Below are 13,835 nucleotides of genomic sequence, written 5' to 3'. Positions count from 1 at the left end.
AATAAAATGTATTTTTGATTGATTTGAAAGTTGTACATCTAAATACCTATGACGGAAATGGCGGAGCAGGAAGAGCCTGTTTACGCTTAAGCGATGCGCTTAAAGCAAGTGGCATCGATTCGAAAGTATTGGTTTATTATAAATTTGGGCAAAACCCAGCGGTAGATACTTTTAGTAAATCGCCATTTCAAAAAGCAAAGGCTGTTTATAATATTTTCTCAGAACGATATTTTGCTAAATGGTTAAGCAAATCCGTAAAAACACCTTTTAGTTTGCAGTGGTTTGGCCGATCGGTTATCAACCATCCTGATGTTAAAAATGCAGATGTAATTCATTTACATTGGGTAAATCACGGCTTTCTTAATCCAAAGTTTTTAGCGCAGCTAGATGAACTTGAAAAGCCAATTGTATGGACATTTCATGATAGTAATGCTTTTACGGGTGGCTGCCATGTGCGTTATGGATGCGAGCATTTTCATCAGCAATGCGGCAATTGCCCAATTTTAAAAATTAGTGGCCCAGAAGATATATCGCATAAAACCTGGTTAAGAAAGCAAACAGCTTACACAAAATTAAATTTTCATATTGTTGCCCCAAGTAATTGGATGGCGGCTTCGGTAAAATTTAGCAGTTTGTTGGGTACGCGGAAAACTACGGTAATTCCGAACACCATCGAAACTAAAATTTTTAAGCCTTATGTTAAATCAGAAGCGAAAAAAATTCTGAAAATAAATCCAGATAAGTTTGTTTTGATGAGTGGTTTTATGCCCTCAAAAAATGACAAACATAAAGGAACGCCTTATTTGATTGAAGCTTTAGAAATTTTATCACGCAGAGCGGGAATTAATAAAGAAGATATAGAACTCGTAATTTTCGGGAATAAAGAGAATGCCGAAATGCCAACGTTTCCTTTTAAAACAACTTTTTTAGGAACCATTAACAAAGATGAGCATTTAGCAAAATGTTATTCGGCTGCTGATGCATTTATCACGCCATCTTTAGAAGATAATTTGCCAAATACCGTAATGGAAAGCCTGGCTTGCGCTACTCCGGTTATCGCCTTTACAACAGGCGGAATTCCCGATATGGTTACACATATGCAAAATGGTTATTTGGCAGAGTACAAAAATGCCACTGATTTAGCTAACGGAATTGAATGGTTGTACCATCGCCCGAATAAAGATGAATTAAATAAAGCTGCAAGACTAAGCATTTTAACTGATTTTTCGGAAGAGGTTATCGCTACTGAACATATACATTTATATGAAACGTTGATTAATTTGCAACCGAAGTAATATGGAGCTTTCTAAAAACTATCTCGACAATATTAATGCGTTAAAATCGGCTATTTTAAAAAGCCGCTATAAAGCTGCGACAATTGTTAATAAAGAACTCCTCATCTTATATTTTGCCATTGGTAGATTTATATCCAGAAAAATTGAGGAAGAAAAATGGGGTGCAAAAATTATTGATAATCTATCTGCAGATTTACAATTAGAACTGCCTGGATTAAGAGGATTTTCAGCATCGAACATTAAACGAATGAGAGTTTTTTTTGAAGCTTGGCATGATCAATTTGTAATTAGTCCGTCAGTAACGAACCAAACACAAGTTATTGATTTAGAGGAGATTAAATTCAGTCCGTCACTGACGGACCAATTAGGAAATGTATTTTCAAATGTTAGTTTTACGCATCATATTGAAATATTACAAAATACAAAATCCCTCGATGAAAGGATATTTTACATTCAAAAAACCGCGGCAGAATTTTGGAGTATAAGTACTCTAAAAAATCACCTCGCTAATCAAACTTTTAAAAAAACTGGTCGTCTGCCAAATAATTTCTCACAAACAATTATTAATGATGATGTAAGGCAAAAGGCACTACAATCATTTAAAGATGAATACCTGTTAGATTTTTTAAACATTGAAGACAACGATGAAAATGACGAACGCGTTTTAGAAAGTGAAATTGTTCAAAACATTAAAAAGTTTCTAATGTCATTGGGTTCTGATTTTGCTTTCATAGCCAATCAATATCGTTTAATTGTAGAAGACGAAGAATATTTTTTAGATCTTTTATTTTTTAATCGCCGATTACAGTGTTTGGTTGTTTTTGAATTAAAAACCGGAAAATTCAAACCTGAATATATGGGTAAAATGAATTTTTACCTATCAGCTTTAGATGAATATGTAAAACAGCCACACGAACAAACATCGATTGGGATTATTTTGTGCAAAGAGAAGAAGAATAAAGTTATTGAATTTTCATTTAGAGATTTTAATAAGGCAATGGGTGTTTCTACATACAAAACAAGCCAGGTTTTACCCGCAGCCTTTAAGGGCCTTTTACCAGACGTAGAAACCCTTAAAAAATTAATGGATTAACAATGCCTAAACTAACCATAATAACAATCGTTTATAATAACGTTCGTGATGTAGAACGAACAATAAAATCGGTTATTAACCAAACATTTAAAGATATTGAATACATCATTATTGATGGTGCATCAAACGATGGAACACTTGAGGTAATAGAAAGATATAGATCGCAAACAGCAAAAATCGTTTCTGAAAAAGATAAAGGCATTTACGATGCAATGAATAAGGGACTTGCTTTGGCAACAGGAGATTATGTTTTGTTTATGAATTCTGGTGATGAAATTTACGATGAGCATACGGTAGAGGATATTTTCGATACCGCAAATGGTGCAGATATTTACTATGGCGAAACGGAAATGTATAATGATAACTGGGAAAGCTTAGGTAGAAGAAGACATGAGGCACCAGAACATTTCAACTGGCAAAGTTTTAAATATGGAATGAGCATTAGCCATCAGGCAATTTACATTCGCAGAAGTATTATTACGCCATACGATTTACAATACAAATACAGCTCGGATATTGACTGGATTATTAAAGCGGCTAAAAAATCTTCAAATATTGTAAACGTTCATCGTTATGTAGCAAAATATTTGGTTGGCGGCATGAGCAAGAAAAAACATCGCGAGAGTTTAAAAGAACGTTTTCAGATTTTCACTAAATATTATGGATTAATTCCGAATATTTTTAATCATGTTATCATTGCTTTTAATCTTGGTTTTTATTTTTTAAAGAATAGCAGAACGAATGATTAGGAGTAATAAGTTTTGCAATTCTTTAATTGCGTAATTTAAAATTTTCAAAAACAATATCTTCTCTACTGCTGTCTTAATTACATCACCTATTAAAAAATTAAGATTATGGCACAATTGAGCAACCGAAATATTGCAATATTATCAGAAAGCGGATTTGAAGAAGTTGAATTAACAGAACCTTTAAAACGTTTAAAAGAAGAAGGTGCAACTGTTCACATTGTTTCCTCAAAAAGTGGGAAAATAAAAGCCTGGAATCACGACCATTGGTCGATTGAAGTTGATGTTGACAAGACCATCTCAGAAGCTAATGCTGACGATTACGACGGCTTGCTTTTACCAGGAGGCGTTATCAATCCTGACCAACTAAGAGTTAATGAAGACGCAATTAAGTTTGTAAAAGCATTTTTTGAAGCTGGTAAACCTGTCGCGGCTATTTGCCACGGACCGCAAACCTTGATTAGTGCTAACGTTGTTAAAGGCAGAAAACTAACTTCGGTTAAAAATATTTCTCAAGATTTAATCAATGCAGGTGCTGATTGGAGTGACGAAGAAGTTGTTGTAGACCAAGGTTTAGTAACGAGTAGAACGCCAGAAGATTTGCCTGCTTTTAATGATAAAATTGTTGAAGAATTTGCAGAAGGGGTACATGACGGGCAACATGCCTAAAAACTTTAGACGCTCTTTCTGAATTACTCGAAACGGCTGACTTAGGTTAGCCGTTTTTTTTACCTTTTTGGGTAAGCAAACGGCAAGCCTGCCAAATACCTGCTAATTTTACGATATGGATAATCGCCAGAACCACGATTTGCAAACTGAACAATAATTGTGTTTGTTTTCGGGTCGATGTATAATCGTTGTCCAAGCATACCTTCTGCGGCGTAATCTCCATTGTTACCTTCTTGCGGAATCCACCACAGAAAATGATGGGCTGATTTTTGCCAACCTTTTGCTGATGCAGGTTTTTCTGAACCTATATTTGTCGACTGGTTTATCCAATGTTCAGATAAAATTTGCTTGCCATTAAATTTTCCTTTGTTCAAAAATAATCGACCAATTTTAGCAAAATCAATTGCAGCAACCTGAAACCGACTTGCTGTATTCGCCAATCCATTTTTACGGTCTAAACCGAAGCTTGCATTATATTCTGTACCCAGATTTTTCCATATATTTTCTTCAAAAAACGTTGCAGTTGATTTTCCTGTAGCACGTTCTAAAACCCAGGCTAAAAGAATTGGGTCGATGCTTTTATATTGCCAGAATGTTCCAGGTTTATTCAAAAGCTTAACATTCATCAGCTCAGCTTTCATGTCATGAGTATAAAAGTATTTTGCTTCATCAGAGAAGAAAGCTTTTGTAATTCCACCCAAAGCATCTTGAAAAGCCAGACCTGATTTCATATCGAGCAAGTTTTTGATGGTAATTTGCTGATAAGCAGAATTTGCTTTTAATTCGGGGATGTAGTTGGTAACCTTATCATCTATGCTTTTAATATCGCCATTCTCCAACGCCTTTCCAATAATTATCGAAATGATGCTTTTTGCACCGGAAAATATTGTAGTTAATGTACTGTCTGAATAGCCATTCTGATATCTTTCATAAATTACGGTATCATTTCGAATCACTAAAAATGCGTTTATTGCTCCGTTTTTAAAATAATCGTTAAAGCTGATGTATTGATTTTTTGCATCAAATACATGAAGGGTATCTAAATCTGTTCTGCTTTTTTCTGTCCTGATAAAATGGAATGGAGAATCGCTTTTATGAACAATTGCTTGCGGGAAAATTTTATAGGTATTGGCATCTGGCGTTCGGTATTGTAAAACACGAACTAAATAGGGTTTCCAGATAAATAATGTAATGATTGCAATTATAAAAAGTGCAAATATGCTGGTTAATATCCTTTTGAAAACTTTCATTAATAGCTTCTGATTTCAAACAAAAAGCTAAACTAATTAAAGCACCTGATATTTATTAAGTAAACACCAAATAGTATTAAGAATGACTGAATAAAGATTGATTATTCAAATCGCCTAAATCAATTTTAGGTGTTTTAAGCTGACGTTTATGTTTCCACCTTCTGTGGCTCCAAAGCCAGTAGGCAGGTTGTTGTTGAATCATACTTTCCAAAAAATTGGTGTGAAGTTCTGTAATTTCAAATTCTGCTGTCTCTTTTGGATGAAGGCAAATTGGAACGCAATCAACCTCGTAATAACCACGCTTTAAATAGTTTATTTTCAAATAAAAAACCGGTCGGTTGGTTTTCTTTGCAATCTTTTCAACGCCTAGTTGTACAGATGTTTCCTGATGTAAAAAATTGGTCCAGTACATAGATTCTTCTCTTGATGGCGCCTGGTCGCTGCCAAAAGTAAACATGCTTGCTGTATTTTTATTGGCTTGCACGGCTCTAAGCGTTTGGCGCATCGAAACCATTTTATTTCCAAACTTACTTCTCATGTTGAAGAACCAGTTATCAAAAACTTCGCTGCTTAAAGGCTTATAAATTGGAAAGTGCTGACCTGAAAAATTTAAACCAATAGCCATACAAACCCATTCATAGTTGCCATAATGTGACGAACAAAACACTACGCTTTCATTGTTTTGTAAATACGCTTCGACCAAATCTTTGTTTTTAAACTTAACGCGTTTATTCAATTCCTTTTTAGAGATACTTTTCATCTTGATAACTTCTACAAATAACGAAGACAGGAACTTATAATATTCCTTTTCTATTGCATTAAGCTCGGCACAAGATTTATCCGGAAGGGCATGATATAAATTCTCCTTAACCACTCTTCTACGATATTTAAAAACGTAAAAAATCAATAAATAAAAAGCATCGGCTAATTTATAAAGCAGAAAAAGTGGTAAGAGAGAAATTGCATTTAATAAAAAAATCCCGAATCGAGATAAAATCTTATTAATCATAAAGGGTATGATTAGTTTATGATACAAAATTACAGGCCTCGAAAAAATCAATTGCCATGAAATTGTTAGAATTTTATTCCATTTAGTTGTTTTGAAATTTCGCTGACGAAAAATCAATCGAGTGATTAATTTTTTTAGGGCTTCGGTAAAAAAACTTTGTTGCTTGCACAGACTAAATTTCTCTAAACCTTATTGTAGCGGTGTCCTTTTTGGCTGTCATCCTAAGCTTCCCGAAGTGTCAGGTCAAGTCATCGACGGACAGCCAGAAAGATATAGCGGAAAGAAGGACTGGCATTAATAGTGGTTTAGAAATTTGCTTTTCAAAAACCTCACCCTATCAAAGTTTGTGATTTAAGGTTTCTATTCTGCAATCCCTCTCCTTGAAGAGAGGGAAATGTAAGTCGGTGGTTTTATAGACTCTTGCAAAACATGCATCCAAAGCTCCATCTCCTCAAAAAGCAGATTGGGCTGAGGTGAAAGTGTAGCTCCTTCAAAAACCTCACCCTATTTAAGTTTGTGATTTAAGGTTTCTATTCTGCAATCCCTATCCTTGAAAAGAGGAAATATAAGACAGTGCTTTTATAGACTCTTGCAAAATATGCATCCAAAGCTTCATCTCCTCAAGAAGCAGATTGGGCTGAGGTGAAAGTGAAGCTCCTTTAAAAACCTCACCCTATTTAAGTTTGTGATTTAAGGTTTCTATTCTGCAATCCCTATCCTTGAAAAGAGGTGAATGTAAGACAGTGGCTTATATACTCTTGCAAAATATGCATCCAAAGCACCCTCTCTTCAAGGAGAGGGTTGGGGTGAGGTGAAAGTATAGTTCAAGCTGAGGTAAAAAAAAGCCCATCTCAATCAAGAAATGGGCTTGATATTTTAAAGTCCTACCGTTGTGCGGAGGATTTGGGTGGGCTTAGTTTTTGCTACCGTTTGCCTTACGTAGTTGCTCTGTTAAGAAGATTTTACGTAAACGCATACTTTGCGGTGTAACCTCGATGTACTCATCAGCCTGTATATATTCCATACATTCCTCTAAAGAGAATTTAATAGCTGGTGCAATACGGGTGTTATCATCAGTACCAGAAGCACGCATGTTGGTTAACGCTTTACCTTTAACAATGTTGATTACTAAATCGTTATCACGGATGTGCTCACCTAAAATTTGTCCTTCGTAAATATCAACTCCCGGATCTACAAAGAAACGGCCTCTATCTTGTAATTTATCAATTGAATATGCAGTAGTTGTACCTTTATCCATTGAAATTAATACACCATTTAAACGACCAGGAATTGTACCTTTCCAAGGCTCGTAAGCTTTGAAACGGTGTGCCATAATTGCCTCACCAGCAGTAGCAGTTAAAACGTTGTTACGTAAACCGATAATACCACGAGATGGAATTTCGAATTCCAAATGTTGTAAATCGCCTTTTGGCTCCATAATTAACAACTCACCTTTACGCTGAGTTACCAATTCGATTACTTTACCAGAAACTTCTGCAGGAACATCAACGATTAAAGTTTCAATCGGCTCATGTTTTTTACCATCAATTTCTTTAACAATAACCTGTGGCTGACCAACTTGCAATTCGTAACCTTCGCGACGCATCGTTTCGATTAATACAGATAAGTGAAGAATACCACGACCGTAAACCAACCATGAATCTGCACCTTGAGTTTCAACAACTTTTAATGCTAAGTTTTTCTCCATTTCCTTCATCAAACGATCTTTAATACGTTGAGAAGTAACCAATTTACCTTCTTTACCAAAGAAAGGCGAGTTGTTAATGGTGAACAACATGTTCATTGTTGGCTCATCAATGCTGATAACTGGTAATTGCTCTGGTGCTTCAAAATCAGCGATAGTATCACCAATATCAAAACCATCAATACCAACAACTGCACAAATATCACCAGAACCTACTTCCGTAGTACGAATTTTTCCTAAACCTTCGAAAGTATAAAGTTCTTTTACTCTTGTTTTAACAATTTTACCATCGCGTTTAATTAAAGTAACCGGTTGGTTTTCTTTAATTGTACCACGGTGAACACGTCCAATTGCAATACGACCTACGAAAGAAGAATAATCTAACGAAGTAATTTGCATTTGTAAAGTACCTTCATTAATTGGTGCAGCAGGAATATTTTCCACTACGGCATCTAACAAGGCAAAAATATCAGTAGTTGGTTTTTTCCAGTCAGTACTCATCCATCCTTGTTTAGATGAACCGTAAATAACCGGGAAATCTAATTGATCTTCAGTAGCTTCAAGATTAAAGAACAACTCAAAAATTTGCTCATAAACCTCTTCAGGGCGACAGTTTTCTTTATCTACTTTATTTACAACAACAATCGGTTTTAAACCTAAAGCCAAAGCTTTCTGCGTAACAAAACGCGTTTGAGGCATTGCACCTTCAAAAGCATCACAAAGTAAAAGTACCCCATCGGCCATTTTCAATACACGCTCTACCTCACCGCCAAAATCCGCGTGACCAGGTGTATCGATAATGTTAATTTTTACGTCTTTGTACTGAACTGAAACGTTTTTAGATACGATTGTGATACCACGCTCACGCTCTAAATCGTTGTTATCCAATATCAACTCTCCTTTTTGCTCGTTATCACGAAAAACAGAACAAGAGTGTAAAATCTTATCAACCAAAGTGGTTTTACCGTGGTCAACGTGTGCTATAATAGCTATATTTCTAATCTTTTGCATAAAATGCGCCTCAAATTTGGCGCAAAGATAGTGTTTAGAAATGGATTTTCTACTATGTAGCCTACTATTTAATGCTATGATAATGTTGTAATTATCTCATTTATAATTAGAAAAGCATTTGCAGTAAAATATACGGAGGGTTTTGTCCCGCTGTGCACTCCAATCTTTTTGTTTTTAATTTGAAGCCTTATGAAAGGAATTACAACCATAAAGTATTTACCCTGCCATCGGGTTTAAATAGGCTTAGGTAATGCTATAAATTTTATTTTACTTGCAACCTATAGTTGCTAAAAAGCATCATATATTAAACCATAACACATGAGAAAAATATTACTTTCAATAATTACAGTATGCTTCTTTTTTATAAACGGATATGCACAAGAGAAACAAATAGATAGTCTTTCTTTTAGTATGGCCCGAGGTTTAGTTGTTTTTGAAGGTTATTTAAATGGTATAAAAACCGATTTTGCATTTGATACAGGTGCTGCACTTGGTGTGGTAAACAGCAAAAATGTAAATGATTCGAAAATAAAATTAAAGGGTTCAAGGAGAATAAATGATAGTCAGAAAAACTCAGCCAAACTAGATGTAGCTAAAATTGATAACCTAAAAATTGGCTCTTTTAATTTCGCAGATGTTACGAGCGTTGTAGCAGATATGCCATTTTTATTTTGCAATAAAACTTACTTATTGGGCGGCGATATCATTAATAAATTAAATTGGAAATTCGATTTCCAGAACAACAAGGTTTATTTTTCCAAAATGCCCTTCACACAGGAAAGTGGTATGAAAGAAATGGATTTAAAGATTGTAGGAAACCGCCATTTTTCTTCACTAATTGCAAATGGGATAGCTATAGATAATATTTTAATTGATTTTGGTTTCGCCGGGAACTGTACAATGAACATTAAAGCAAATAGCACCAAAAACATCATGGGCAACCTTTCACCAGAAAATATTTATCCCAGCAAAAGTTCTTCAATGGGTTTAAATTCTATGTCGGCAGGCAAAACGACTAATTCTTTTTTTCTTGATTCGGTAGTTTTTGGAGGTGTTGCCGTAAAAGATTTTAAAATAAATGCGATGAATGACACCGACAATAAAATTGGGCTTTCATTTCTCCGAAAGTATTTCAATCAAATCATATTAAACAATACGGAGCTTAAATATTGGCTGCAAACAAGTAATGTTACCCCGCCTAAACAAACCAATTTTGATGCAGGTTTTCACTTTAACGATAAAAATAAAATCGAAGTTGTTTCTTTAAATGGTGCTTCGAAACATTCAGCACAATCACTAACCATAGGCCAAATTATAGAAGAACTAAATGGCCGTAATGCAGAGAGCTTTGCTGATAGATGCGAATTCTTAATTTGGTACGCGGAGCAAGCTAAAAAAGATCAGTTTTCGGTAACAACTGTTACAGGCGAAAAGCTGAACATTACAAAATCAATTTTTTAAGTCCGCCTAATTTGCTTTTTCCAGCCATTCATCATAGGTAATTACGCCCAATTCAGGTTTACCATCGCCTTCTAAAATAGCTATAAACTCCAAATCGTGTCCATCGGGGTCTTTAAAATAAATAGCTAAAGCTGGCATCCAGGCAAAAACCATTGGCTGTTCGCTACCATCCTTTAAAAAATTATAAGGCTTTAAGTTTCTGGTTTTCAAAAAATCAACAGATTTATTTAGTACATCTTCAACTTCACAGCCAAAAGCAAAATGTCGAATATCTATTTCCTCTTTCGGCTTTTCCCATAAACCTAACATTGCGCCTTTCGGCTCACCAATCCAAAAAAATGCAATTCTGCGATCATCATTATAACTACATTCTGTTAAGCCTAAAACATTTTTGTAAAAATCGACAGACCGCTCTAGGTTTTCTACGAAGAGGTGTGTTTCAAATAATCCTTTTATCATACTGTGAAATTACAGTTTGGCAAAGCGCAAAGAAAATCACTTTTCTCAATCTTCACATCATCAAAATTGATAGCTTAAAACTTTAATCCGCATTGGTTACAATAATTAGCATTATCAGGATTATCATGTTTACAAACTTCGCAGACTTTATCCTCAGATTTTTTTGTAGCTAGTTCTACCGTGATGATTCCTGTTGGCACGGCAATAATTGCATAGCCCATAATCATAGCAATTGAAGAAAGAAATTTACCCGCAACTGTTTGCGGCACAATATCTCCAAACCCTACAGTTGTTACGGTAACAATTGCCCAATAAATACTTTGAGGAATACTGGTGAAGCCGTTTTCGCCACCCTCAATTACATACATTAAAGTACCAAGGATAACCATAATGGTAAGAACAGCCATTAAAAAAACACTCATTTTATGGCGACTAGCATTTAATGCCAATAACAATTTTTGCGCTTCGCGGTTAAATCTAACTAGCTTTAAAATTCTAAAAACTCGTAGTAACCTAAAAATTCTTATTGCCAGCAAGTAATGGAAACCAAAGTTAACAAGTTCAAGATACGTTGGTAAAATAGAAAGCAAATCAACTATACCCCAAAAACTAAAAATATACCTGAAAGGAGTTTTTGTACTCCAAATTCTTACAACATATTCCAGAGAAAAAAGAATGGTTATAATCCATTCGATATAATAAAAATACTTAAAATAGGCGCTGTGAAAAGATGGGATACTCTCTAGAATAACAATTAACACACTGGCAAGTATTACCCATAATAAAACAATATCAAATAGCTTCCCGCCTTTTGTATCATGCCCAAAAATTATGCGATTAATTTTCTCTCTCATTAGTGTGTATTTAATGCATAAGAAAATGCTTTAAAGACGGTTTATTTTTTATTGCTTAAAACTGTAGAATGTAAAAGTGAAATCTTCCATCTTCCTTCATCCTTAACTAAAACAACACTCTCTAACCATTTTACCTGATCTTTCCTATCCTTGATTTCTAAATCTGCAGTATTAAAATAAATAACCCAAGCCGTGTTATCTTCAACTACAGTTTTTGTAAACTTTAATGTGTTGGTTCTTTTAATGCCTTTACCAACCATTGGCTTTAGCCTACCTACCAAAACATCCAAATTCCAAATTTCACCATACTCCACAAATTCAACATCTTTGGTATAGTATTTCATTTTTTCGAAATCAAGAGCAGATAAAGCATCAAAGAAATCAACAATAGTTTGCTCCGCAGCTTTTTGAGAAGAATTTTTTTCTTGCGCATTTACGGTTAATGCACAAAATGATAGAAATAAAAAAGGCAATAATTTTTTCATGGCAAATCAAATCTGATAAACCAAGTTAAGCAATTATTTTAACTCCCTAGGTTACTAAAAACCAATCAAGAGGGCTTAAATCCCCGTTTTCGGGAAAGCCCAATCCAAAAATGCAGGCATTACACTCTCCCAGGTTGCAACATCGTGCTTACCACCTACTTTTTCATAATAAAAAATATGCTCGCGGCGTTTGTAGTTCTTTTTCAACAACGATTTTACCACATCAATTGTATCATCAATAGAATCTATAATCAAGTTTTTATTGCGGTCGGCTTTTTCATCTTCCGTTCCTGTCATCAGCCAAAATTTCATATCTGGTTTGGTAGATGTAGTATCGATAAGCTCATGCATAATCCTGTCTGCATCAGTGTAACCATCTGCCAAATCTTTTTTGCGCCACCAAAAAGCACCAGAAAAAACACCAATTGTATCAAAAACAGAAGGATTATTCCAGGCAATATCAAAAGCAGATAAACCGCCTAACGAAAAACCACCAAAAGCGACTCTGCCACCAATTGGCATTGCTATTTTCTTTTTTACAAAGGGCATCAATTCCTTTATAATAAAATCTGAATATAAGTTTGCTTTTGCGCCCCTGCCTTTAAAATCAGGCACTCCGGCTACGCCATACTCCATTAATCGCTCTACAGATGCTTTAATGGCAACAACAACCAATCTGTGGTTTCTTTTATTGAGGTGCGCATTTTGCAAAATTTGCGCAAAATCCATCTTTGCTACATCCTGACCATCGTTCAGTAATAACAATTCAATTTTTTCATTGCCTAAAATGCCTTCAGGCGCATATATATCTATTTCAACCTCACGCTTTAAATAAGCCGACGGAATCTTAAAATGACTGGTATTAATATTTACCGATAAAACTGTAGTGTACATAATTATTCAAACCCCCTATCACATGGCAACCGCCTCAATTTTTTTTGCAAAGTTACAAATCTTGATAAACTATTAAATATGAGTTGCCATTTTTTGTAATAAGCTTTTTTAGATCAAATGCTTTCATTTTTGTAGAATTTAATTTATACCTTAAAGCATTAAAATTTTTGTATGGTTAAAGAAGAACATAAAAGGTGGTACAGCCAAAATTTAAATACTGATATCGACATGCTCATCTTTGGTCACGGTGGTATCCCTATTCTACTGTTCCCAACAAGTATGGGGCGATATTTTGAAAACAAAGACTTCAAATTAATTGATTCTGTTGAGGGTTTTATTAATGAAGGTAAAATCAAAATATACTGCCCGGATGGTATTGATAAATTAAGCTGGTACAATAAAAGCATACATCCCGCAGATAGAGTAAAAAATCACATTTGGTATGATAAATACCTGTTGGAAGAAGTAGCGCCATTAGCCAGACATGAAACCGGCCATAGCAAAATTATTACCGCAGGCTGTAGTTTTGGCGGTTATCATGCCGCAAACTTTGCTTTTCGGCACCCCTGGTTGGTTAGCCACATGTTTAGTATGAGCGGTGCCTTTGATATTACCGGCCAGCTTGATGGTTTTTATAATGATGATGTTTACTTTAACAATCCTGTTGATAACCTGATGAATAACAGTAACCCTGAACTTCATTACATGAAAATAGTTTTAGGTACAACTGATAGAGATATGTGCAGGGGCGATAACGAAAATCTGTCGCGTATTTTATCGCAAAAAGGTATCGATCATTGGCTTGACATCAGACAGAATGCTGATCATGACTGGCCAATTTGGAGAGAAATGTTTCCAAATTATATTGCACAATTATAGTTGCTGAAAACAATTTAACAATAAA

At 34.9% G+C, this 13,835-nt stretch carries 13 protein-coding genes; 6 read left to right on the top strand and 7 right to left on the bottom strand.

All coding sequences use genetic code 11. From position 1 onward, the window contains the following. The first annotated feature begins 14 nt into the window (after window positions 1–14). The 4 genes from LUA90_RS06605 to LUA90_RS06590 all read left to right on the top strand — a co-directional run bounded on the left by LUA90_RS06605 (window position 15) and on the right by LUA90_RS06590 (window position 3,803). Window positions 15–1,295, top strand: a complete 1,281-nt coding sequence (locus LUA90_RS06605) for a glycosyltransferase (RefSeq protein ID WP_231458791.1) — start codon at window positions 15–17, stop codon at window positions 1,293–1,295. 1 nt (window position 1,296) lies between these two features. Beyond that, window positions 1,297–2,388: a YhcG family protein gene (locus tag LUA90_RS06600; RefSeq protein WP_231490653.1), complete on the top strand. Its 1,092-nt coding sequence runs from the start codon at window positions 1,297–1,299 to the stop codon at window positions 2,386–2,388. Window positions 2,389–2,390: 2 nt separating this feature from the next. Then, window positions 2,391–3,137: a glycosyltransferase family 2 protein gene (locus LUA90_RS06595; protein ID WP_231490652.1), complete on the top strand. Its 747-nt coding sequence runs from the start codon at window positions 2,391–2,393 to the stop codon at window positions 3,135–3,137. Window positions 3,138–3,242: 105 nt separating this feature from the next. Then, the gene (locus tag LUA90_RS06590) at window positions 3,243–3,803 is read left to right on the top strand and encodes a type 1 glutamine amidotransferase domain-containing protein (protein WP_231458788.1); all 561 of its coding nucleotides are present in this window, start codon (window positions 3,243–3,245) and stop codon (window positions 3,801–3,803) included. A gap of 59 nt (window positions 3,804–3,862) precedes the next feature. On the opposite strand, the gene LUA90_RS06585 is transcribed toward LUA90_RS06590, so the two are convergent. From LUA90_RS06585 to typA, 3 genes are all read right to left on the bottom strand, one after another. Further along, the gene (locus tag LUA90_RS06585; protein WP_231458787.1) at window positions 3,863–5,053 is read right to left on the bottom strand and encodes a serine hydrolase; all 1,191 of its coding nucleotides are present in this window, start codon (window positions 5,051–5,053) and stop codon (window positions 3,863–3,865) included. 76 nt (window positions 5,054–5,129) lie between these two features. Continuing rightward, on the bottom strand, window positions 5,130–6,062 hold the full coding sequence (locus LUA90_RS06580) for a lysophospholipid acyltransferase family protein (protein WP_231458786.1): 933 nt from the start codon (window positions 6,060–6,062) through the stop codon (window positions 5,130–5,132). A 913-nt stretch (window positions 6,063–6,975) separates the two neighbouring features. Next, a complete protein-coding gene (typA, locus tag LUA90_RS06575; protein ID WP_231458785.1) occupies window positions 6,976–8,778 on the bottom strand; it encodes a translational GTPase TypA in 1,803 nt (600 codons plus the stop codon). A 318-nt stretch (window positions 8,779–9,096) separates the two neighbouring features. On the opposite strand from typA, the gene LUA90_RS06570 reads away from it, so the two are divergent. Continuing rightward, a complete protein-coding gene (locus tag LUA90_RS06570) occupies window positions 9,097–10,239 on the top strand; it encodes a retropepsin-like aspartic protease (protein ID WP_231458784.1) in 1,143 nt (380 codons plus the stop codon). 6 nt (window positions 10,240–10,245) lie between these two features. Here LUA90_RS06570 and LUA90_RS06565 read toward each other — a convergent pair whose 3' ends face one another. The 4 genes from LUA90_RS06565 to LUA90_RS06550 form a co-directional block, all read right to left on the bottom strand. Continuing rightward, entirely contained in the window at window positions 10,246–10,698 is a 453-nt protein-coding gene (locus LUA90_RS06565; protein ID WP_231458783.1) for a VOC family protein, read from the bottom strand. A gap of 74 nt (window positions 10,699–10,772) precedes the next feature. Beyond that, a complete protein-coding gene (locus LUA90_RS06560; protein WP_231490651.1) occupies window positions 10,773–11,552 on the bottom strand; it encodes an ion transporter in 780 nt (259 codons plus the stop codon). 41 nt (window positions 11,553–11,593) lie between these two features. Next, a complete protein-coding gene (locus LUA90_RS06555) occupies window positions 11,594–12,037 on the bottom strand; it encodes a nuclear transport factor 2 family protein (RefSeq protein ID WP_231458781.1) in 444 nt (147 codons plus the stop codon). Window positions 12,038–12,112: 75 nt separating this feature from the next. Then, window positions 12,113–12,931, bottom strand: a complete 819-nt coding sequence (locus tag LUA90_RS06550) for an esterase family protein (protein ID WP_231490650.1) — start codon at window positions 12,929–12,931, stop codon at window positions 12,113–12,115. Window positions 12,932–13,102: 171 nt separating this feature from the next. Here LUA90_RS06550 and LUA90_RS06545 point away from each other — a divergent pair, with 171 nt between their 5' ends. Next, on the top strand, window positions 13,103–13,810 hold the full coding sequence (locus LUA90_RS06545) for an esterase family protein (RefSeq protein ID WP_231490649.1): 708 nt from the start codon (window positions 13,103–13,105) through the stop codon (window positions 13,808–13,810). Window positions 13,811–13,835: the final 25 nt, after the last annotated feature.

Source organism: Pedobacter sp. Leaf170 (assembly GCF_920984665.1).
Lineage (GTDB): Bacteria > Bacteroidota > Bacteroidia > Sphingobacteriales > Sphingobacteriaceae > Pedobacter.
This window is presented reverse-complemented; position numbering and strand designations above follow the sequence as displayed.

Excerpts from the sequence above, each read along its gene's own strand:
- LUA90_RS06570 (WP_231458784.1), top strand. The coding sequence starts at position 9,097 with ATGAGAAAAATATTACTTTCAATAATTACAGTATGCTTCTTTTTTATA.
- LUA90_RS06580 (WP_231458786.1), bottom strand. The coding sequence starts at position 6,062 with ATGATTAATAAGATTTTATCTCGATTCGGGATTTTTTTATTAAATGCA.
- LUA90_RS06585 (WP_231458787.1), bottom strand. The coding sequence starts at position 5,053 with ATGAAAGTTTTCAAAAGGATATTAACCAGCATATTTGCACTTTTTATA.
- LUA90_RS06565 (WP_231458783.1), bottom strand. The coding sequence starts at position 10,698 with ATGATAAAAGGATTATTTGAAACACACCTCTTCGTAGAAAACCTAGAG.
- LUA90_RS06560 (WP_231490651.1), bottom strand. The coding sequence starts at position 11,552 with ATGAGAGAGAAAATTAATCGCATAATTTTTGGGCATGATACAAAAGGC.
- typA (WP_231458785.1), bottom strand. The coding sequence starts at position 8,778 with ATGCAAAAGATTAGAAATATAGCTATTATAGCACACGTTGACCACGGT.
- LUA90_RS06545 (WP_231490649.1), top strand. The coding sequence starts at position 13,103 with ATGGTTAAAGAAGAACATAAAAGGTGGTACAGCCAAAATTTAAATACT.
- LUA90_RS06595 (WP_231490652.1), top strand. The coding sequence starts at position 2,391 with ATGCCTAAACTAACCATAATAACAATCGTTTATAATAACGTTCGTGAT.
- LUA90_RS06600 (WP_231490653.1), top strand. The coding sequence starts at position 1,297 with ATGGAGCTTTCTAAAAACTATCTCGACAATATTAATGCGTTAAAATCG.
- LUA90_RS06550 (WP_231490650.1), bottom strand. The coding sequence starts at position 12,931 with ATGTACACTACAGTTTTATCGGTAAATATTAATACCAGTCATTTTAAG.
- LUA90_RS06555 (WP_231458781.1), bottom strand. The coding sequence starts at position 12,037 with ATGAAAAAATTATTGCCTTTTTTATTTCTATCATTTTGTGCATTAACC.
- LUA90_RS06590 (WP_231458788.1), top strand. The coding sequence starts at position 3,243 with ATGGCACAATTGAGCAACCGAAATATTGCAATATTATCAGAAAGCGGA.